19 protein-coding genes and 1 pseudogene are annotated in these 20,169 nt (G+C 38.6%); 9 read left to right on the forward strand and 11 right to left on the reverse strand.

Annotated elements, in window-relative coordinates:
* Window positions 1-143: 143 nt before the first annotated feature.
* A complete protein-coding gene (locus QFZ72_RS22635; protein ID WP_307438004.1) occupies window positions 144-974 on the reverse strand; it encodes a GNAT family N-acetyltransferase in 831 nt (276 codons plus the stop codon).
* Window positions 975-1,115: 141 nt separating this feature from the next.
* Between QFZ72_RS22635 and QFZ72_RS22640 the strand changes: the two genes are divergently transcribed.
* From QFZ72_RS22640 to QFZ72_RS22655, 4 genes are all read left to right on the forward strand, one after another.
* A complete protein-coding gene (locus QFZ72_RS22640) occupies window positions 1,116-1,601 on the forward strand; it encodes a DinB family protein (RefSeq protein WP_307438008.1) in 486 nt (161 codons plus the stop codon).
* A 301-nt stretch (window positions 1,602-1,902) separates the two neighbouring features.
* On the forward strand, window positions 1,903-2,301 hold the full coding sequence (locus QFZ72_RS22645; RefSeq protein ID WP_307438011.1) for an Rrf2 family transcriptional regulator: 399 nt from the start codon (window positions 1,903-1,905) through the stop codon (window positions 2,299-2,301).
* Window positions 2,302-2,388: 87 nt separating this feature from the next.
* The gene (locus tag QFZ72_RS22650; RefSeq protein WP_307438012.1) at window positions 2,389-3,252 is read left to right on the forward strand and encodes a class I SAM-dependent methyltransferase; all 864 of its coding nucleotides are present in this window, start codon (window positions 2,389-2,391) and stop codon (window positions 3,250-3,252) included.
* 167 nt (window positions 3,253-3,419) lie between these two features.
* A complete protein-coding gene (locus QFZ72_RS22655; protein WP_307438014.1) occupies window positions 3,420-4,325 on the forward strand; it encodes an NAD(P)/FAD-dependent oxidoreductase in 906 nt (301 codons plus the stop codon).
* A gap of 325 nt (window positions 4,326-4,650) precedes the next feature.
* On the opposite strand, the gene QFZ72_RS22660 is transcribed toward QFZ72_RS22655, so the two are convergent.
* From QFZ72_RS22660 to desA, 3 genes are all read right to left on the reverse strand, one after another.
* Window positions 4,651-5,250, reverse strand: a complete 600-nt coding sequence (locus QFZ72_RS22660; RefSeq protein ID WP_307438016.1) for a response regulator transcription factor — start codon at window positions 5,248-5,250, stop codon at window positions 4,651-4,653.
* Window positions 5,247-6,371: a sensor histidine kinase gene (locus QFZ72_RS22665; protein WP_307438018.1), complete on the reverse strand. Its 1,125-nt coding sequence runs from the start codon at window positions 6,369-6,371 to the stop codon at window positions 5,247-5,249. The genes QFZ72_RS22660 and QFZ72_RS22665 overlap by 4 nt, the downstream gene beginning before the upstream one ends.
* An 81-nt stretch (window positions 6,372-6,452) precedes the next feature.
* A complete protein-coding gene (gene desA, locus QFZ72_RS22670) occupies window positions 6,453-7,472 on the reverse strand; it encodes a Delta(5) desaturase DesA (protein ID WP_307438020.1) in 1,020 nt (339 codons plus the stop codon).
* A 281-nt stretch (window positions 7,473-7,753) separates the two neighbouring features.
* On the opposite strand from desA, the gene QFZ72_RS22675 reads away from it, so the two are divergent.
* Window positions 7,754-8,242, forward strand: coding sequence for a DinB family protein (locus QFZ72_RS22675; protein ID WP_307438022.1), 489 nt, complete (start codon window positions 7,754-7,756; stop codon window positions 8,240-8,242).
* Window positions 8,243-9,122: 880 nt separating this feature from the next.
* Here QFZ72_RS22675 and QFZ72_RS22680 read toward each other — a convergent pair.
* Window positions 9,123-9,971 (reverse strand): VOC family protein, encoded by an 849-nt coding sequence (locus QFZ72_RS22680; RefSeq protein WP_307438023.1) that lies wholly within the window; start codon window positions 9,969-9,971, stop codon window positions 9,123-9,125.
* A 312-nt stretch (window positions 9,972-10,283) separates the two neighbouring features.
* On the opposite strand from QFZ72_RS22680, the pseudogene QFZ72_RS29635 reads away from it, so the two are divergent.
* Window positions 10,284-11,253: pseudogene (locus QFZ72_RS29635) on the forward strand (pLS20_p028 family conjugation system transmembrane protein); the annotation flags it as partial.
* 56 nt (window positions 11,254-11,309) lie between these two features.
* On the opposite strand, the gene QFZ72_RS22690 reads toward QFZ72_RS29635, so the two are convergent.
* Entirely contained in the window at window positions 11,310-12,287 is a 978-nt protein-coding gene (locus QFZ72_RS22690; protein WP_307438025.1) for a helix-turn-helix transcriptional regulator, read from the reverse strand.
* A gap of 110 nt (window positions 12,288-12,397) precedes the next feature.
* Here QFZ72_RS22690 and QFZ72_RS22695 point away from each other — a divergent pair, with 110 nt between their 5' ends.
* From QFZ72_RS22695 to QFZ72_RS22705, 3 genes are all read left to right on the forward strand, one after another.
* Complete coding sequence (locus tag QFZ72_RS22695; protein WP_307438027.1) at window positions 12,398-12,877, forward strand: GyrI-like domain-containing protein; 480 nt, start codon at window positions 12,398-12,400, stop codon at window positions 12,875-12,877.
* Between the two features lie 22 nt (window positions 12,878-12,899).
* The gene (locus tag QFZ72_RS22700; protein ID WP_307438029.1) at window positions 12,900-13,364 is read left to right on the forward strand and encodes a phage tail protein; all 465 of its coding nucleotides are present in this window, start codon (window positions 12,900-12,902) and stop codon (window positions 13,362-13,364) included.
* Window positions 13,365-13,572: 208 nt separating this feature from the next.
* Entirely contained in the window at window positions 13,573-14,445 is an 873-nt protein-coding gene (locus QFZ72_RS22705) for an NAD(P)-dependent oxidoreductase (protein WP_307438031.1), read from the forward strand.
* Window positions 14,446-15,157: 712 nt separating this feature from the next.
* On the opposite strand, the gene QFZ72_RS22710 is transcribed toward QFZ72_RS22705, so the two are convergent.
* The 5 genes from QFZ72_RS22710 to QFZ72_RS22730 form a co-directional block, all read right to left on the reverse strand.
* Window positions 15,158-15,694: a cupin domain-containing protein gene (locus QFZ72_RS22710; protein WP_307438033.1), complete on the reverse strand. Its 537-nt coding sequence runs from the start codon at window positions 15,692-15,694 to the stop codon at window positions 15,158-15,160.
* Between the two features lie 271 nt (window positions 15,695-15,965).
* Window positions 15,966-16,517, reverse strand: coding sequence for a hypothetical protein (locus QFZ72_RS22715; protein WP_307438035.1), 552 nt, complete (start codon window positions 16,515-16,517; stop codon window positions 15,966-15,968).
* A 114-nt stretch (window positions 16,518-16,631) separates the two neighbouring features.
* A complete protein-coding gene (locus tag QFZ72_RS22720) occupies window positions 16,632-17,363 on the reverse strand; it encodes a hypothetical protein (protein WP_307438037.1) in 732 nt (243 codons plus the stop codon).
* A 501-nt stretch (window positions 17,364-17,864) separates the two neighbouring features.
* Complete coding sequence (locus QFZ72_RS22725) at window positions 17,865-19,151, reverse strand: IS110 family RNA-guided transposase (RefSeq protein ID WP_307437944.1); 1,287 nt, start codon at window positions 19,149-19,151, stop codon at window positions 17,865-17,867.
* Window positions 19,152-19,467: 316 nt separating this feature from the next.
* Entirely contained in the window at window positions 19,468-20,136 is a 669-nt protein-coding gene (locus QFZ72_RS22730) for an O-methyltransferase (protein WP_307438039.1), read from the reverse strand.
* Window positions 20,137-20,169 lie beyond the last annotated feature (33 nt).

Raw genomic sequence — 20,169 nt, forward strand, 5'->3', positions numbered from 1 at the left:
CCCTCATAACTTCCTGTTAAAAAGTTATAAAGAGGCATTTAATGATGAGTAGCATTTTCTCTTATTTTTTTTAATAAACACTGTGTCAGCTTAAGAGATAACAAGCGTCATCAAGTAAATTGATAACGCCTGACAAAACATTTCTAACTGCTTTTCTTCCATTCATAATAATCCTGAACATGAAACGACCTGAATCCGCATGATTCATACAGTTTAAGAGCATGAGCATTTTTAGCCTCAACTTCAAGGAAGATCGGATAGCCTGCTTCATTTTCCTTTGCAATTATTTTATGCAAAGCATTTCTTCCGATGCCCCTGCCCTGATAAGCAGGCAGCACAGCAAATCCGTAAATCCATGCCTCGCCATTTGTATGAGAAACACGCATTTTCCCCACTGCTTTGTTTTCAAATTCAATCATTATAAAATCCTGATCATCTTCACGTTTGATGGAATGGTTGTAATCTGATGCATCTTGTTCCATGTATCCAAAGCAACTTACATCCAGCTGAATCTCGAGCGGCAGATCGCTAGGTTCAGATTGCCTTAACGTGACATGATTATCAGCGGCAAGTTCTTTTTCCGCCCACTTCATTTGATATTCAGAAAAGGAATATTCACATGAAATGGTTTTCAGAAAATCCTTTGCTGCTTCAGACTGTCCAGGAGCATTAAAAAGAACTTCCCTGTACTTTTGCTCTGTGCAGGCTGACAAAGCCTGTTTCATAAGCTTAGAGAAAACCCCTTTTCTTCTGTACTCTGGTTTGACCATGCCGCATAGTTCAGCCTTTTTTCCAAAGCTGTATATTCCCAAGAATGCCGCAAGCTTTCCGTCTTCATAATGAAGAAAATTACTCTGTTCATTTTCAGAACGATTTCTAAGCATCTCCCAGTTCAGTTTTAATTGTATTTTATCGTTAGCTTCGCATTCATGCTGAAGCTCCCCAATCTCAATCAGCTGTTTTTCAGTTAACATGTTTTTCCTCCAGAAACTATAAAGTTTTGACTATCAAAGTATTATTCTTTAAAAGAAATCAAAAATCCTTTTAAATAAGGCAAAAGAGGAGGAAAACAGGGCATAAACACGAATAAATCATATATAAAGGAGTGATTTTTCATGGAACATACAATTATGCAGCACATGGAGCTTGTGAGAGGAATTACAGAAAACACACTCAGCAGAATACCTGATGAAACAGCGGACATCATTCCTGCAGGCTATAACAATAACATCCGCTGGAACTTTGGACATATTGCCTACATACAGGAAAAGCTTGTTTTTGAACTCGCTGGTGAAGAAGCTGGAGTTCCTGGGCATTACAAGGAGCTGTTCAGCGCTGGCACTAAACCGTCTGATTGGAATGGAAAACCGCCTTCATTTGCTGAGATTTCAGAAGTGCTGAAAAATCAAAAGGATAGGTTAAAGGAGTACATTCCGGGTCACTTTCATCAAAAGTTGAAAGAGCCTTTCACCAACCGGGCCGGTATTACGTTTCATACCGTAGGAGAGACCTTTTTATTCAGTTTCTATCACGAAGCCATGCATATTGAAACTATAAAGCGCATCTACAAAGCCATTAAAAAAGCGGAACAGACTGCTTAGTCAAAAAGTTCAGAGGTGCAAAACAGTAAAATCGCATACTAATCAGCAGACCATTTAGCATGAATTAATGGTCTGCTTTTTCGGTGATAGAATCAATGACAAAATGGAAATTCCAGCAGTTTAGTTGATCAATAATCGGGTCAGATTGTTAAAGAACGTTATTAATAAAATCGAAGATCTATGTTAAAACACATCATGGAAATTGTGAAGATTTCCTTTAACTTGACAATCAAATCACCTGAATTATAATGGATATTGCAGACTCTTAAAGTCTTTTATTATAAGGAGATGATGAAAACCATTGAAGTATTCAAAAGCCACTAATTACGCTCTTCACACGATGTTACACTTAGCATTGTCAAATTCCGCAAAACCTGTTGGTGTACAGATGCTGGCAGAACAGCAAAAAGTATCACCTACTTATTTATCTAAGATCCTAACAAAGCTTGTTAAAGAAGGCATGGTTACTTCTGCTTCAGGAGCTAATGGCGGATACTCATTAACTAAGGGGTGGGAATCCATTTCTTTTCTCGATATTATTTATGCAATTGAAGGGAAGTCTTCTTTGTTTGATTGTGATTTTGATCATGGATCTGAATGCTCAATTCAAAAAGTCATGTTGAGATCAGAAGAAAAAATGGAAGAAGAACTAAGAAAACAAACAATCGCTGATTTGATTGTTAAAAGGACAACACTATAAAAAATATGTTGTCTTCTATACCGCAATTATGGATATAAAATATCTTTCATGTCGTTAAAATTGCAGTCGAATTGAGGAGGAATTTTTATGGAAGAGAATTTATTTAAACATCAAGTATGGAATTCTGCTTGGAATAATGATCCAAACACTTCTTTAAGAATTATGCAAAGACTGGGCCAGGGTAATTATCAAACAGAAGAGTTCAAAAAATGGGCGATATCATATGATAAAAATTCCTTTAGCCATGAAGGTAGACAACGTAGTAATAGAATCTTGACATGGATTGAAAATCAAGTTGTTTCCTTTAAGGATCTTTCTGTTTTAGACATTGGTGCAGCATCTGGTGTATTCAGTATCCCTTTTGCAGAAAAAGGAGCAAATGTTACTGCGATTGAACCTTCTCCTGAATTGTCTATGATGCTAGAAAAAAACACTATGAACTACTCAGTTCAAGTGAATGTTATACAAAAACCCTTTGAGGAAATATCAACAGATAAACATAATCAATCGTACGATCTTGTTTTTGCATCAATGTGCCCAGCTATGAAGGATTGGGAGATGGTGGAGAAAGCATTAAGTTTCGCCAAGAAATTTTGCTATATAAGCATGATGGCTGGTCCAAAAGAAAATCACTTAATGGATGAACTTTTACCGATTATAGATTTAGAACCAAGAGAAATAGGTTCCTCTGATATGGCATACCTTTTACAATTACTCTATGTTAACGGTTATTCTTATCAAACGTTAATTGAAAAACAGATGAAAACTATGAAAATAGATTTAGATAGCGCAGTAGATAAATTAACAGAGTGGTTTATTGAATATGGGATTCCAGCAGAAGAAAAGTTACTTAGAAAATCTGAAGAATATTTACGTGAAACTTATGAAGATGAAATCTCGGTTAGGATGGGGGGAAGGTTCGGAAAAGTTCTTGTTCATTTGGAAGATTAAGAATCAATACTATTTGATAAATATTATGCTTACCATTATGAAAATTAATATTGATAATTGTGTGGATACAGATTAACAAATGATGTATACATCATTTTTTTAGTTTAATTATAGATATAAAAGGTCTTTAATGGTTATTAAAACAGAAATGAATAGGGAGGTAAAAAATGAATGTTTTTGATTGTATCGTTATAGGTGGAGGTCCATCTGGATTAAGTGCTAGTTTAACTTTAGGGAGGGCTAGGAGAAAAATTGCATTATTTGACGATGGAACGAACAGGAATAGAGTCACACAAGAGTCACATGGATTTATTACTCGAGATGGGATAAAACCACAAGAGTTTAAAGAAATAGGGTTAAAAGAGTTGGAGAATTATCCAACCGTATCATATTCTAATACAACAATTACTGAAATTATCAAAGATATTGGCAATGAAAGATTTATTGTTACAGCAACAGAGGGTCAGGAATTTGCTGCAGAAAAGATTATATTAGCCACTGGTATTCAAGAGGTATTTTCTATTCAAAGTGTAAGAAATTATTATGGGAAAAGCCTTTTTAGCTGCCCGTATTGTGATGGCTGGGAGTTAAGGGATAAGCCATTAATTGTAATGGCAGAAAAAGAAGAGCATTCCCTGCATATGGCTAAATTAATTTATAACTGGTCAGAGGATTTAGTTGTCATAACAAATGGAGTTGAACTTTCTAAAGAAGGAGTTCAAGAGTTGCAAAAACACAATATCATAATAAAATCGGAGCCGGTAAAAAACTTAATAGGTAATGACGGTTATCTGCAAAAAATTGAATTTGTATCAGGAGAAACGATCATAAGATCAGGCGGGTTTGTTGTTCCATCTTTTTATCGTCCCAATCTATTTGCTGAGAAGCTTGGGTGTGAAGTTCAAGAAAATGGAACAGTTGTGACAGATGGTGCTGGTAGAACAACACACAAAAATATATATATTGCGGGAGAAACTGAAAAATCCGGACCTTCCTCATTAATGATTTCTGCTGCCGAAGGTAATAAAGCTGCAGTTTCCGTAAATACTGATCTAACTATGGAACGTTTTTGATTACGGTAATCTTCAGATAACAGGTGCTTTTTGTGAAAACCTATCAAATCAACAAAAGAGCATACCAATTACAATGCCAATTGGTATGCTCTTTCATATGTTAGTTGATTTGTTTGCACTGATCAACTGAACTCAAAATTTGATCGCCAGCTTTTTTCACTTTCTTAAATAATACTTTTACTTGTCAATATAATTAAGTTACTATCCTAATTCAATCAAATAGTGTCCGGTTTTACAAAATACTTTTTTTCAAACAGCTGCCAATTCACGCCAAAACAAAAAACCTCAATGCAGTGTTTTCCACTTTATCAAGGTTTACAGTCATTTATTTAAACCAGCCCTTTTCCTTCGATTGGGAAATGGCCTCTATCCGATTTTTCACTTCCAGCTTTTCAAAGATTGTTGAGATATAATTCCGGACTGTTCCTGCTTTAATGCTAAGTTCTTCGGCTATTTCTTTTGTGTTCATTCCGTCTGCCACAAGCTCCAGCACTTCTTTTTCCCGTTCCGTTAAGGGGTTTTCTTCACTGTACACATCATCCATGAGTTCAGGTGCGTAAATTCTTCTGCCTTCCATTACACTGCGGATTGAGCTTGCAAGCTCCTCGCTTGGGCTGTCCTTTAATAGATAGGCACTAACTCCTGCTTTTACCGCTCTCTGAAAATATCCAGAGCGAGAGAACGTTGTTAAAATAATCACTTTACAGCCTTCCGCCTTCAGCTTCTCGGCAGCTTCGAGTCCATTCATTCCAGGCATTTCTATGTCTGTGATGCAAACATCCGGCTTGAATTTTTTCACAAGGGCCACAGCCTCTTCCCCGTTATGAGCCTTCCCTACAACTTCCATATCATCTTCCAAATTCAGCAGTGATCCTAATGCGCCCAAAAGCATTTGCTGATCCTCTGCAATAACGATTCGGATCATATGAGATCCTCCTTATCCTTTTGTTTTACATCATTCGGTACTTTAATGGTAAGCGTGGTTCCTTTTTCTGAGTGAATCTCGAGATTTCCATTTACAAATTCCAAGCGCTCTTTCATGCCGTTCAGCCCGTTGCCTTTTGTAAAATCACCCTCTGTGATGCTTCCGATTCCATCATCACGGACCGTCATCACAATTCCGTCCCACGTCTGTTCAACCCCGAAATAACAGGTTTTTGCCTTGCTGTGCCTCACAACATTGTTTACCGCTTCTTTTAAACACATGCTCAATATATTTTCCGTAAGCAGGGAAACATTTGAAAGTGCCGCATCCTGTTCTATCACAAACTCAATTTCAGCCGCTTTTAAAATCTGTTTTACGCGGACCATTTCCTCTTTAAGCCTGATGCCCCGCATTTGCGAGACCATCTTTCTCACTTCATTTAAGGCTGTCCTTGCTGTAGCCTGAACATCTTTTAATTCTTCGCGTGCTTTTTCAGGATCTTTATAAATTAATTTTCTGGCCAAATCACTTTTCAGACCTATAAGCGAAAGCTTTTGTCCTAACGTATCATGCAGATCGCGGGCAATTCTCTGACGCTCTTCAAGCTTTACAAACTCGGAGATTTTCTTGTTGGCATCCTCAAGCTTTTCTTCAAGCTGTCCTCTCTCCTTCTTATTATAGATATTAAAAGGAAGAAGAATGACACTGATGCACGTGATAATAATAAATGGGAGCTGCTCTAAAAAAGATGCTTCCTGTAAAATAATACTGAAGTTAATGGTAACTGTAGTAACAACTAAATGGATGATGTAAAGCGTCAAAAAAGCGATGCGGTCTCTTATATTTCCGATCAGATAAGCAATATAAAACGCAAAGTAAATGTAAGTAAATAAAAACATCGACGTAAAAGAAATGGCTATTAATAGACACGTCCAAACATAAACAGGCCAGCCCTTTGAAATAAATGCAAACCGAAAAATAATAAAAAATAAAATGGTCAAAGATATTCCAACGATGATCTCAGCCGTTGAGGATGATTGTAGGATAAAATAAAATGGCAGAATGCTGAGTACGGCCCATATATAAGGAGAAATTCCGTTATTAATATATCGTTTAAACATGATGGAAACTCCTTTTTTTAACTATTTTATCATAATAAAACACATGCAGCCTATAAGACTGCATGTATTTTCCAATTATTCTTATATCTGATGACTGCTTCTCATTTTTGAGAGAGCTCTTATTTCTTTATATCCGACAAACTTTTTGCTGCTTTCATCCCATAAACGGAATTTAAGTGACTGCAAGCTTGTTGCAAGTGTAATCGTCGGAATGTTTTGAAGAGGGGCTGTGTTGTTGTGTGCTTCTTCAAGACGGTAGTTCGGCACCCTCGGGCTCAAGTGATGAACATGATGATAGCCGATGTTGCCCGTAAGCCATTGAAGCGGCTTTGGAAGCTTATAAAATGAACTTCCTTCTACAGCTGCTTTTACATAATCCCAGTTTTCATCTTCTTCAAAATAAGAATCCTCGAATGTATGCTGTACGTAGAAAAGCCATACTCCCATTGATCCCGAGATTAAGAAAATCGGACCTTGTACTAAAAGAAAGGCTTCCCATCCAATCGTGAAACACAAAGCAGCCGCTGCTGCTGCAATTAATGCATTTGTAAGATAAGTGTTCATTTTCTCACTTGTCTTTGCACCTTTTTTATTAAAACGGTTCTTGAAAAGAAATACGTAGGTTGGTCCGAGTCCGAACATCACAAGCGGATTTCGGTATAGACGGTAGGCAATTCTGCGCCACACCGGCTCTGCCAGATATTCATCCACTGTGAGAACCCAAATGTCGCCTGTTCCGCGCTTATCTAAATTACTGCTGGTTGCATGATGAATCGAATGGTCATGCTGCCATTGGCTGTAAGGAAACAGCGTTAAAACACCTGTAATCGTACCAACGATTTTATTTGCTTTACGGTTCTTAAAGAACGAGTGATGACAGCAATCATGAAAAATAATGAAAATTCTTGTTAAAAATCCAGAAGCCAGGACAGCTAGTCCAAGTGTCAGGAAGTATGATATCGACAGACTCTGATACGCAAGCACCCAAAGGATCATAAAGGGTCCTATCGTATTGATGATCTGCATAATGCTGTCTTTCGTATTTGCTTTTTCATATGGAGCTACTTGTTTTCGTAAGTTTCTTTGCAATTCTTTGCTCATTGTTTTTGATTCCCTTCTAAATAAGGTAATTCAAATTATAGAGGTATTCCATTCATCTGTGCAGACATAGGTGTCATGCTGGATACATGATAAATGTCATATAGGGAGTGGAGATGATTTCCACATTCATTTTCTGCAGGTTAAAAATATTCTATACGCGTTTTTTAAGATTTAATAAACGTTATGTGTTTTAAGAAGGAAAAGAGGATGTTATGTAGAATTGTATAAAGGAACAGTACGTATGTTCTATTTCAAATCCAAATCGGATGGGAGTTAATCACATGTATTTAAGTGTACAGAGCTTTATCAGTGACTACAAAAATGAAGCAGCCGTCACACAAAAATTGCTAGGTTCTTTAACAGATGCCTCATTAAAGCAAGAAGTTGCATCCGGACATCGGTCTCTTGGTGATCTGGCATGGCATTTAGTGCCGTCTTCAGGAATGCTTGAACCGATGGGGTTAAAAATTCAGGGACCTGCAAACAGCGAGCCTCCGGCTAAAGCAGCAGAGATTGCGGAGCAATACCGCGTGGCAGTTCAATCTCTTCTTGAGGGCGTAAGTGATTGGGATGATGAGAAGATGCAGGAAACAAAAGAAGTGTTTGGTTTTCAGTGGAAAAACGGGATGACCTTATCTCTATTCGTTAAACATGAAATCCACCATCGCGGACAGCTGACTGTTTTGATGCGTCAGGCAGGACTTCCAGTTACGGGCGCTTATGGGCCTTCAAAAGAAGAATGGTCTGATATGGGAGCTCCAACTTCTTAAATAGAACCATGCAAGCACTTCGTCAGCTCCGAAAGGCAGAGAAGGATCCTCCAGTAAATGCGCTTTTTGCTTTTACTGGAGGATCCGTTCTGACCGAAGTTAGGCGCTGACACTAGACAGAAGCGCTAAAAATTATATCCTATCACTCCTTTTTCACCCTCTGGTCCGGGCTTATCATTAATGAGCTGCTGCATGTTTTTGAGCCTTTACCCGATTTTAGTGCTCTACTGTTCTTTTGGAGCACTATTTTCAGCCTTTAACCATTTTTAGTGCTCCATTCTGATCCTTTGGAACACTTTTTTCAGCTTTTACCCTGTTTTGGTGCTCCATTCTTTCTCCTTCGGAACACATTTTTCAGCTTTTCCCCTGTTTTAGTGCTCCATTCTGATCCTTTGGAACGCTTTTTTCAGCCTTTAACCATTTTTAGTGCTCCATTCTGATCCTTTGGAACACTTTTTTCAGCTTTTACCCGGTTTTGGTGCCCCATTCTTCTCCTTCGGAACACATTTTTCAGCCTTTACCCGGTTTTAGTGCTCCATTCTGATCCTTTGGAACACTTTTTTCAGCTTTTCCCCTGTTTTAGTGCTCCATTCTGATCCTTTGGAACACTTTTTTCAGCTTTTCCCCTGTTTTAATGCTCCATTCTGATCCTTTGGAACACTTTTTTCAGCTTTTACCCGGTTTTGTGCTCCACTCTGCTACTTTGAAACATTTTTTTCAGCTTTTACCCGGTTTTGGTGCCCCATAGCTCCATCAGAACAAATATAGATTCTATCAGTGTAAATCTAAGTCCAATCAGTGCAAATCAAATTTTAATCAGTATTCTCAGATGTAACAAAAAACAGCCTTACAGGCGTCGCCAATAAGACTGCAGCAGTGATTAAATTTTCAATAAAATTCGGTTACCGGAAGGGTCTGCCGTGATCAACTCGCCGTTTTCTTCCAAGACGTCCGCACCTGTCTGCTTCAAGTGCTGAATAGCATTAGTTCTTGCTTCTTCATCAGGAAAGACAAGTGTAAACCATTTTAACCCGACGCTGTTTTCGGACGGAGCAGGGGCACCTTCTCCAGCCCATGTGTTTAAACCGATATGGTGATGATAGCCGCCTGTTGACATGAATAAAGCCTGTCTGCCGTAACGGGTGACAACCTCAAATCCCAGACCTTTTCCATAAAATTCTTCTGTATCTTTCAAATGAGATACATGCAGATGGATATGTCCCATTACTGTTTCATCAGGAAGAACAGTCCAAGGTTCACCCTTCCCTTCAGCCAGAACACTTTGAGCGTCAAGCGGTTCTGTAGCCATGGAAACCTGACCATCCTGCCATGTCCACTCTGATGCTGCACGGTCTGCATAAATTTCAATTCCGTTTCCGTCCGGATCATTTAAATAAAGGGCTTCACTCACATAATGATCGGATGCCCCAATAGGATAGCTGATCTGAACCAAATGCTGCAGGACCCTGCCTAAGTCTGACCGGTTTGGCAGCAGCAGAGCAAAATGATAAAGCCCTGTTGTTCTAGGCTGTTTAGCTGAAATATTTTCCGGCTGTTCAAGCGACAGAAGAACCGTTTTGCCGTCAGCTGTCAAATTAGCATGCCTTTCAGTTTGATCAAGAATCTTAAAACCGATCACATCCTGATAAAACGTTAATGCCCTGTTTAAATCCTGAACTTTAATGCTGACTTGACCTACATACGTATGCGGATGCTGATGAAACTCCATAAATGAATCCCCCTTTAATATGATTTGATTACGACTTACTTTATGTAAGTAATTATATTTTCGTAACCATAAGAAGTCAAGCAATTATTTTACAATTGTCAAATAAGAAAATCACTTAATTATATAAACTTCCCAATTCGTTTCAACCATACTAAGAAAAGCGATAGAACCAAGACCCGCTCCGAATAGCAGATACGAATGCGAGGTGCGGAGCTTGAGATACCATCAAAGCACAATATTTATTCTTTCCAATAACTTAATTCAAAAGCTTAAACAATCGCTTTTACCAGAGGTGCTCTTTACTTTGGTTACATGCAAGCCGTGTCCTGCCTTTTTCCGGTTATTATCTTTCTAACTCTCGCTTTGACAAAATACATAGAAGTTCCTTCAATTGCCCGCTATGATCTGATTTTACTGATTTGTCTTACTGCTTAAATCCTGATGATTCATTTTCAAATACGAAACAGCAGATGAAGTGAAGGTTATTTTTGTTTTTCATATTATCGGACTTGCTCTTGAGCTTTATAAGGTGCGGATGGGTTCGTGGGCGTATCCTGAAGAAGGGATAAGAAAAGTATTCGGGGTGCCATTGTACAGCGGGTTTATGTATGCGAGTGTGGCAAGCTATATGTGCCAGGCGTGGAGGAGAATGGATTTGCGGATCAGCAGCTGCCCGGCCTCATGGATCGTGGTGATACTTGGAGCTGCTATCTACTTTACTGATGCAGATGTTGAGGGGCTCGTAGAGATGTTACTGCCTCTTTGTGGAACATTAATGGGTCTTTCCTTTCTCTATGTCGGCTATCTGATTATCTTTCAAAAGAAGGTCGAACGTGAAGCTATCGCAGTCAACATGTTTTTGGCATTTGCTGTTCTAGCGTTGCTTGGTGATGGCATGGAAAAAGCAAATAAATTTACTGATGATGCGATCGATGCGATTGAGGAAGAAAATAACGGTTCTACCGCCGAAAAAATTTTAAGAGAAAATATTACTGATCTTGCGCAGTTTGATTTAACCAATTGGACAACGACAGAGTTAAAAAAGCCGAATCGTATACCAGAAAGCAGAATTATGAAGATTGATATTACACAAAGCATAGATAAGGATTTTCAGTTTGCTGATAAGGAAGAAGAAATGACAGAGATTGGCACGGAGGTTTTTTCTAACAAACTGCAGTATGACGATTATGGCAACCCTAAAAAAGTGAAATTAGAGGGCGGTTGGCTCAAATATGACGAAAAATATTATCAATACAAGGTAGATTGGTTTACCGTCATCGTTACTCTAGCGATTACGGCTTTTACGTTGCTGACAATCGCTATCAAGCTAGCAAAAAATTATCGAGAAAACAATGAAAGCCGATATAAGCATAATCTCTCTTGTATAACTTCTAGGACTTCTTCTGGTACTTCCCTGACCTTGATATCCCCACCTAGGAAAAGTAGCCAATTTGTTATTTCGTTCAATTCTTCGGGCTTATTAACATTGATATAAGTCTTTAGAATGGCTGTGGTTTGGTAAGGATTCGTATAGGAAATTGAAGATTTTAATGGATGGTATTTTTTAAACTGGGCAATTGCTTTTGGACCAAGTTCAAGGACAAGGTTGTTTACTTCTTCCTGCTCACTTAGTTTTTCTAATATCTTTTTCTTACTTAATCTTTTTTTCGCCGGGTAGGGTTTGACATAAGTGAGTTGGTCGACAGGAAAAATCTGCTTCTTTTCTTCCTTTAAGTCAAAGCCTTCTATCAGCCAAACGCTTTTTTCATGATAAAGGTGCAAAAGATAGATTGGATAAGTCTTTATTATCTTCTCTTCTTCGACGGTAACCAATATATATCTATCCAAAAGAAGAATTTGGATGAGTTTTTCTAACATGGGATGGGGGAGGTCCGACAGATCAAGTAGATCGGGATTATTGGGATTGGTCCCTGCAAAAAGCAAGATTTGATTTAAAAGAACAAGATCATCTTGCTGGTTTTGTGAGATGAGGCCAAGTAATTTTTCAGCTAAAGACTGACGACTCTTTAAATAGGGGAGTTGTTGATTTCTTGTGGCCATAAAGGCAATAAAAAGAGCTTTGACCTCATTATCGGTAAAGCGAACATCGGGCAGGACAGAGTTGTGCATGACAAAATAGCCCCCATCCCTTCCAACTTCAGCGACAAGTGGCATCCCCATCGCCTCAATTTCTCTGATATCTCTGATAGCTGTCGAACGAGAGATGTTAAATTCTCGCATGATTTCAGAAATTGTAAAGTGGGAGCGGTTGTTGATATACCGCATGATGATATTAATCCGTTCAACTTTTTTCATCAGGACTCCTAAACAGTATCATTTTTTGACATGATTTTAGACTATTATAAACTTATCAAGTGAAGATAACAAACTCATTTGATAAATCTAAAAAAAGGAAGGTTTTAAATATGACAAATTATACTCTACAAGAAAAAGATAGCTTTACCGTTTTAGGTTTTGGAACTGAGCTTAAGAGCGATTACACAGACTATGCTGGCATAAACAAGGAAAAGTCAGACTTTTGGCAGGCATTCAGTCAAGATGGAAGGCTTGACGCTTTAAAAGCTATAGCCATCAATGACTACGTCTTTGCCGTGAACGAAGCAGTGAATAACAAGATGATGCATTATGCCGGCGTCATGACAGAGGCATCGGCACCAGAAGAAGCCAGAGTGATCCAATTTCCTAAGGGGGAATACCTAGTTGTGAAAGGGGAAGGCAAGACGGCTGAAGAATTGAATAATAAACTTTCCGGCATTGCCTTTGGTCAAGTTTTGCCAGAAGCAAAGAATTTTGCCTATGTTGGCGGGCCAAATGCAACGGTTGAGATGGGGCAGCGAAACGGCTTAGTTTTTGGTGAAATGTGGATTCCTGTTGTTAGGAAATAAAGAGATAACTGGAGGGATGGAAATGTCCTATATCGTTGATTTTAAAAGTGTGTCTACGGTTGGTTTAGAATCCTCACCTGTAGTAGAAGCGCTTTCTGGTTTACGTGCTAATGAAGCCCGTTACTTTATGAATAAATACAAGCATGAATTTACGGTTGTACCAGCTAGAGAAAGCCAGGAGACCCTTGATTATGTGAACCGAATTTTGAAAGGAGAACGTAATATTGAGTTTGCGGCCAAACCTTTAGAAACGTCGCGTTTTCAAGTGGAAAATATCAAATTTGCCTACGTCTTTTATGAGGACGGTCTTGGGGTCAACGTTATGTATACAGTTGATGACCCTAAGAAGCGGGCCGTTGGTTTTAAGCTTTCTGAGGGGATGGAGGTACCAAAGGAGTTAGAAGGGAAGTTTAAGTTTGCTAGACAAAAGTCTAAACTAGCTGGAACCATTCGGGGCTCGTTTTTTGTAATCAAAGGAGAATATTAAAGTAAGCAAGAGCGCAAGGTGTGGAATCTAGCCATTTATTGTAATTGGTCATCCTTTTTCTTCATTGAATTTAGTGAAAGCTATTTTCACTCTAGGGCCTTGCTAATGGACATTTTTTTTCTTGTTGACACGAGACAGAACTGTACTATTAATTCATAGAACGAGACGAAACTGTTCTGTTTTAAAACCCACTGAGGAGGAAATAAAAATGAGTCAAGTATCTGTTATCGGTTTGGGCCCTATGGGCGCGGCGCTCGTACGGGCACTGCTGAAGAACGGCAAGAGTGTCACGGTTTGGAACCGGACCAGCGCCAATGCGGAACCGCTGGTTCGTGAGGGTGCGGTTCTGGCCTCCAGTGCGGCGTCGGCAATCGAGGCGAGTCCCGTCACGATTATCTGCGTTGCCAACTACGAGACCTCGTATCGGATTCTGGATACGAAAGAAGTCCTTCCTGCGCTTGCCGGTCGCGTGTTGATTCAGCTAAGCACGGGCACGCCTCAACAGGCGAGAGATAACGAAGCGTGGGCCCTTGAACGAGGTGCGGAGTACCTGGATGGTGCGATCGCGGCTACGCCTAGTCAAATGGGAAGACCAGACACCACGATTTTCACATCGGGCTCCGATAGTGCGTTCCAGAAGAGTGTCCCTTTCCTGAACGACCTTGCTGGCAATGTGCCTTATCTCGGTGAGCAGGTGGGTTCAGCGTCAGCCTACGATTTGGCTTTCCTTGCCAACCTATTCGGTTCGATGTTCGGGTTCATTCATGCCGCACGCATTCTGGAATCGGAAGGCCTGCGTGTAGATTCCTTCGGATCAATGATGGCCGATATCGCTCCGATTATGGGCGAGATCAACAAGCACAACGGTGAGGTCATCCAAGCCGGATTGTTCGAGAATCCCGAAAGCTCACTGAATACCTGTGCTGTAACGGGGGAACTGTTCGTGCAGCAAGCCCAAGAAGCACAGATCAACGCAGCGTTCCCGGCATTCGCCCAAGGCCTCCTGAGAAAAGCACAGGCTGCGGGATACGGCAACGAAGAAGTTGGCGCTCTGATCAAAGTGCTGCGCGAGGACGTCTGATTCGTCTCCCGCTAACTTCTTATCAGCCCATTTTGGACGCGACTAATTCAAGAATGAAGCCCCTCTCCGGGAGGTTTGCGCTAAGATGTCCCGCCTTGATGAATGCTTCGGCCAGTGCCGAGCCCATACTGCCCAAACCGATAACTGTTACTGGTAAGCGATCCTCGCCCACCGGGGGGTGCTTTATAATACTGAACTTGCAAAAAATCAAAGTTTAGTATTCAAATGAACCAATGCTTATGAGAGTAACATAGATTTACACTTGAGTTAATACGTTATTAACACTTCATGATTTGGCATCTTAAAATATTTAAAAATTAAAATTTTCTTAATGTAGTTAAAGAAACACGAATTGTGAATTTCAACCTAAAAAAGTCGAATTCCTGTACGCTAAGGAACCGACTTTTTTAGATTGGATTGTTCAACAATAGCACCCGTTAATTTAAGTACATTGTTTCACAAACTTCTTCTTTTTCCACTTTATTAATTACAGGAATGCTGCCTCTTTACTTCAATAAGAAAAAAGCATCCCTTATTAAAGGAATGCACTTTTTAGTTTAATTAGGAGTCCTAAACATTTCCACATACAAAACACTTCTTGTCACTTGAAAATTCCATTAATTTTGATAAAGGAGTACTGTAAGGAAAATCAGTTTGATGCTATTTTTGATATCGTGCAACTTGGAAATAAAAGTAAGCATATGACCCATTTTTACACGTATCTCGGCTGAACCCCACTCTCATCCTTTTCATAGATCGCTTCTCCAATGCTACTCTGAATAGCGACCATTTGGCGATCGGCCATCAAGGCAAAATAATGGCGGTAACCTTCTGGCACACAGAAAAAATCACCTGCTTCCTTCTCTACATCCACGTAACGGCCGTTAGGTACTTGAATGGTAAAAATACCGTGACCGCTGACCATAAAGTGTGCTGCATACTGTTTGTGATGGTGCTCCTGTCCCATTCTCTGCAATAATTGATCTAGATCGAGCGTTGCAGAAGAGAGCGAGAGGATGTTATCGAGGCGATAACCGCGACGTTTGGCTAAATCGTCAATTTCATTACGAAACACGGCAAAAATCTCTGCCTTCTCCTCCTCCGTTAAATCATATTTTTCCCGTAATCGTGCGGGAATCTTATTAATCTCCCAACGCTCACAAGGCACACCCTGACTCTCTAAGTATTGTGTTACTTCCTCTTGATTATCGATGCGTTCTTGATTATCGTGAAAACGTAATTTTGCCATTGGAATACAGCTCCTTAGTAGGGTTGTGATTATCGTAATGACCTAAAAGGGAAACAAGAAAAAAATACACAAATCGTAATTATTACGCTTTATACTCAATATTATGCCAAGAATTTTACCCATTGTCAATATATGGAACTGAAAATTTTATAAGTGCATTTTAAAAAATGGGACCTCCAGTTTATACTGCAAGGTCTTTTCTTATTCCATTAAAGCCCCCGATTGTTGAAGAAGAGTTTGATAATTATAGTCGCCAGAAATAAGAACTTCACTAATGTGAATTACTTTTTAATAGCTGGTTGTATTCACCCCAAAAATCTTCATACATTTCTTTATCAAAGTCATCAGAAATCAGCTTTTCTTTCGAATTATCAAAGAGTTTTTTAGCTTGAAGGGCAAATGAAACAATTTGGTTTTTATATTCGTTTTTGCTTAATTTGATTTCTAGTCCAGGATAATATATACTTCCCGTTTCTGGGTTGGTTGTAGTAACTTTAACAAAATCCGATAAAATCACTTGGTCGTCAATGTGTCTTACGCTCCAATGTATTGAAATAGGGCAACCCATCATTAAAATTGTACCGCATCCGTGGAGGATTAGACCTTCCTCATTATCGGGGTCACAAATATAATCTTTATCAAGGGTTCTTAACAATGCCAAAGCAGACTCACTAATTCCCCATTCTTCGTTTATATAAGATTGTGTAATGATAGTTCCATTGACACTTAGGATAATTTCACCGTGAGAACATAAGTCTTTTTCATCATTGTATAGCCATCTTTGATTCTCAATTTTTATCATTAAAGGATTTGATTGTTCCATCAAAAATTCACCTTTTTCGTTATTTTCAATAGCATATTCATTAAATCGCTTATAGCATCTGAGGTAAGGGTGACTCTTTGTTAAGCAATCGCCCCCGATTGTTGAATAACCAATTTACTTATTTAATGACTTGATGATATGGAAATCGTTTAGCATTTCATCAAATCTTGCACCGTGCCCTTCAGAGGCTTCAATAAAATAGTGTTGTTTAATTATGTATACACCATCTAATTGATTGGATGTTATGTATATCCTAATAACTGGATCGTTCCAATCCGTTCCCCCACTTCCACCAATCGCAAAGAGTGAAACTCCTTTAAATGGAGATGAAATATTTTTTGGTGGTTCAACCTTTTTATAATCATTGGATAATGATTTATGTAACTTATCTGCTTCATTTACGATTGAAGTGTCATCAATTTGTTCAATTTCCATTAATACTTTAGGATACTGCCTTGGCAATGGATCTTTTGGCAAGATGATATGTTTACCCTTATCTTCAACTATTTGATAATCATTGGTATCAAAGCTAATGTTGAAGGTTGAAGGTGACTCATCTGAAGTTGAAGACTCGCTATCTTCTAAACCAACTCTTAAAGGAGATGTATCTTCCGGTGGTTGTTTATTATTAGATATATAACTTTGATAAATTAAAACAGTAAATAAGAAAATGGTCGTGATAGAGAGAAAAGACATTAAGTACTTTCTTTTCATTATTTCTAACTTTGTTCTACACTCAACATTCCTTATGTTTTTAACAACCTTATGGATATCAGTTTTTACCGGTACTTCTACATAAGATTTTTTAAGTTTATTTAGCCTATCTTCTAAATTATTTTTGGTCATATCTTCACCTCAGCTATATAACCAAGCATCAACCAAAAATGTTACAAATTTCTATTATCTTCTTAATCCTTATACTCCACAATCCTCCCTCTATAAAGAAAGGAATAACTCTGGATTTCTAGCTTTTTCTTAAGATTTCATCTAGATTTATTTTAATTAGACATCAAAGTTATGGATTTAAGTTGAAATTAAGGATATTTTTGGAGTGTTAGAGAAAAAAAGTCCTTAACTGCCTAACCACTCCTATCCAAAAAGTGGTTACCTAGTAAAAGTATGGTTGCACTGGTGGATGTCCACATGTCTCATGGAGGTCAACCCTCCCATGTCTCACAGAGTCTATGCTCCAAAATTCCTTCGTCCAACCTTTCCATGAGGTGGATGTCAGTGATGCTGCCCGACAGGATCAAAGTCCGTAGTATTGTTGTTTTACTGACTAATCCGTGCTTCAAATGTCTAAATAATAATCCTAAATAAAACCTTTTGAATATTAACTAATGAACCCTAAGCTGCTTTCAGTAAAGGAGCCATATGAGGAATATCCTTCAACATTCTATCTTCACTAAATTCACATTGTTTTGTACCAATCGTAAAAAGAATACGTATCAGCTTATTACATATCGCTATAAGAGACTGCATTTTCTTTAGAGGATTATTTTTACGTGTTGTAAAATACTCATGTAAAGCTTTAAAAGCAGTGTTCTTAGCTACCAAAGGCATCGCTACTCGGAAGAGGAGAGCCCTTAGTGTCTTCCTACCTCTCTTTGTAATCTTCGTTTGTCCTTTGTGCTTTCCAGAGGTATTCTCCTTTAAGCTTAACCCAGCTAACTTGATGATTTGTCGAGAGTGAGAATAGTAACTTAAATTCCCTACTTCTGAAAAGAAGCCAGCTACAGTGTCCTTGCCGATTCCTGTGATGGCCAACATTTGTTGAACACCTGGTATCCGTTCAAGGAGTCCATCAATATCAGATTCTAGTTCTTCGAACTTTTCATTTATTAACTCATACTTGTCTAGTAAAGTGCGAAGCTCTAATTTAGCCATCCTTGAACCTTCACGAATACCAATAGAGTCTTTGGCTACTCGTTTAAGTTCTTGAATTTTACTGAGTCCAACCGCACGTTTTACAGCTTTTCTGAGGTGAATGAGGATCTTTTGTTCGGAGACTATCTCTAACTCATGTGGTAATAAATTTAACTTTAATAATTGTAGTGCTGCTTTTCCTTCCCAATCCTTAAACACTGTAAGGAATTCAGGGAAATATCGATCTAACCAGTTATGAATTTGCCCCTGCACAGCTTGTAAGTCAACAAATAAGAGATCGCGTATTTTCCTTGCCACACGAAGTTCTGCATAAACTCCTTGTGGAATATTAGGTTCGGCATATCTCCCATCTTTGACTAGCTGTGCAATGACTTTTGCGTCCTTCACATCATTTTTGGTTGGAGAATTATCATCTAATTCTTTAGATTTCTTCACATGCATAGGATTTACCACGACAAACTTTATCTCCTCTTCTTTAAGAAAATGAGCGAGGTTGAGCCAATAATGACCTGTCGGCTCCATTCCAATAATCACCTTATCCATGCCGTGTTGTTCCATCAAATGTTTTATCCAGCCTAAAAAAAGATTAAAATGTGATTTGGTATTTTCAAAATGACAAGGTGCACCAAACTCTAGGCCTCTAAAGTCTTGAGCACGAGCTACATGCTTGTACTTCGCAATATCTACACCTACAATTAGTGTTTGAGAAGTTATTTGAGCAATCTTTTTATTTTGGTTATAATTCATTTGAACAGCCTCCTGGTTATTTGAGTTCGTCCTTTTTGCCGGCAAGCACTGGACACTCATATCTTACCAAGAGGTTTATTTTTTGTTCAAACCCCATTTTTCTTCATTACAGGAATGCTGCCCGATTGCTTAATACCAATTATTTCAAAATTTGGTGATTAACTCAATCTTTTATTCCATTAAAAAGGACACTTACCTTATTACAGATAAGCCCACGATTGTTGAATATCATTTATGTTGTCTTATCGAAGAAAAGTGCCAGATTGTTGAATAGAATTCAAGTGGAAAATTAACTCTTAATTCAATTGTCATCCTCTTACTCTTTTACAACTCCTAAAAAAAACCCATCATATCCTTTTGCACCAACAGTTTGAATAGCCGTCGAATCAATACGTGACTCTTCTGATAACAAATCAATAAATTGACGAATCCCATGCACATTTGAGTCTTCAGTGTCATCTTCAATCACTTTTCCATTACGTACCACGTTATCTGCAATGATAACTGTTCCAGGTCTTGAAAGTTCTAGTGCCCATTTCAAATAATTTGGATTGTTTGGTTTATCCGCATCAATAAAGATGAAATCGAAGCTTGAGAATCCTTTCTTTTCTAGGGTTGGAAGAGTTTTAAGCGCTGGTCCTACAATGATTTCGATTTTATTCTCTAATCCTGCGTATCTTACATTCTCTTTAGCCACTTTTGCATGCTTTTCACTAAATTCAAGTGTAACAAGATGTCCATCCTCTAGTAATGCACGCGCGAGCCAAACACTACTATAGCCGCCAAGAGTTCCAATTTCCAGGATATTCTTTGCTCCTTTAAGCTTGGCAAGCAAGTAAAGTAACTTTCCCTGATTAGGTGACACATCAATAGCAGGCAAGCCAGCTTCTGCATTTGCTTTCAGTATTGAATCCATAATCGGATCGGACTCTTGAAGTTTACTGCTAAAGTAAATATCTACATCATTCCATAAAGATCTATTCATAATATTCACACCCTATCCTATGTATTAATAGAC

The sequence above is a fragment of the Bacillus sp. V2I10 genome (assembly GCF_030817055.1).
Lineage (GTDB): Bacteria > Bacillota > Bacilli > Bacillales > Bacillaceae > Bacillus_P.

Bases quoted from the DNA above. Each gene is read 5' to 3' on its own strand.
- QFZ72_RS22635 (WP_307438004.1), bottom strand. From the start codon at position 974: ATGTTAACTGAAAAACAGCTGATTGAGATTGGGGAGCTTCAGCATGAA.
- desA (WP_307438020.1), bottom strand. From the start codon at position 7,472: ATGAGCAAAGAATTGCAAAGAAACTTACGAAAACAAGTAGCTCCATAT.
- QFZ72_RS22675 (WP_307438022.1), top strand. From the start codon at position 7,754: ATGTATTTAAGTGTACAGAGCTTTATCAGTGACTACAAAAATGAAGCA.
- QFZ72_RS22655 (WP_307438014.1), top strand. From the start codon at position 3,420: ATGAATGTTTTTGATTGTATCGTTATAGGTGGAGGTCCATCTGGATTA.
- QFZ72_RS22725 (WP_307437944.1), bottom strand. From the start codon at position 19,151: ATGAATTATAACCAAAATAAAAAGATTGCTCAAATAACTTCTCAAACA.
- QFZ72_RS22695 (WP_307438027.1), top strand. From the start codon at position 12,398: ATGACAAATTATACTCTACAAGAAAAAGATAGCTTTACCGTTTTAGGT.
- QFZ72_RS22680 (WP_307438023.1), bottom strand. From the start codon at position 9,971: ATGGAGTTTCATCAGCATCCGCATACGTATGTAGGTCAAGTCAGCATT.
- QFZ72_RS22650 (WP_307438012.1), top strand. From the start codon at position 2,389: ATGGAAGAGAATTTATTTAAACATCAAGTATGGAATTCTGCTTGGAAT.
- QFZ72_RS22730 (WP_307438039.1), bottom strand. From the start codon at position 20,136: ATGAATAGATCTTTATGGAATGATGTAGATATTTACTTTAGCAGTAAA.
- QFZ72_RS22710 (WP_307438033.1), bottom strand. From the start codon at position 15,694: ATGGCAAAATTACGTTTTCACGATAATCAAGAACGCATCGATAATCAA.
- QFZ72_RS22640 (WP_307438008.1), top strand. From the start codon at position 1,116: ATGGAACATACAATTATGCAGCACATGGAGCTTGTGAGAGGAATTACA.
- QFZ72_RS22705 (WP_307438031.1), top strand. From the start codon at position 13,573: ATGAGTCAAGTATCTGTTATCGGTTTGGGCCCTATGGGCGCGGCGCTC.
- QFZ72_RS22690 (WP_307438025.1), bottom strand. From the start codon at position 12,287: ATGAAAAAAGTTGAACGGATTAATATCATCATGCGGTATATCAACAAC.
- QFZ72_RS22665 (WP_307438018.1), bottom strand. From the start codon at position 6,371: ATGTTTAAACGATATATTAATAACGGAATTTCTCCTTATATATGGGCC.
- QFZ72_RS22715 (WP_307438035.1), bottom strand. From the start codon at position 16,517: ATGGAACAATCAAATCCTTTAATGATAAAAATTGAGAATCAAAGATGG.
- QFZ72_RS22660 (WP_307438016.1), bottom strand. From the start codon at position 5,250: ATGATCCGAATCGTTATTGCAGAGGATCAGCAAATGCTTTTGGGCGCA.
- QFZ72_RS22720 (WP_307438037.1), bottom strand. From the start codon at position 17,363: ATGACCAAAAATAATTTAGAAGATAGGCTAAATAAACTTAAAAAATCT.
- QFZ72_RS22700 (WP_307438029.1), top strand. From the start codon at position 12,900: ATGTCCTATATCGTTGATTTTAAAAGTGTGTCTACGGTTGGTTTAGAA.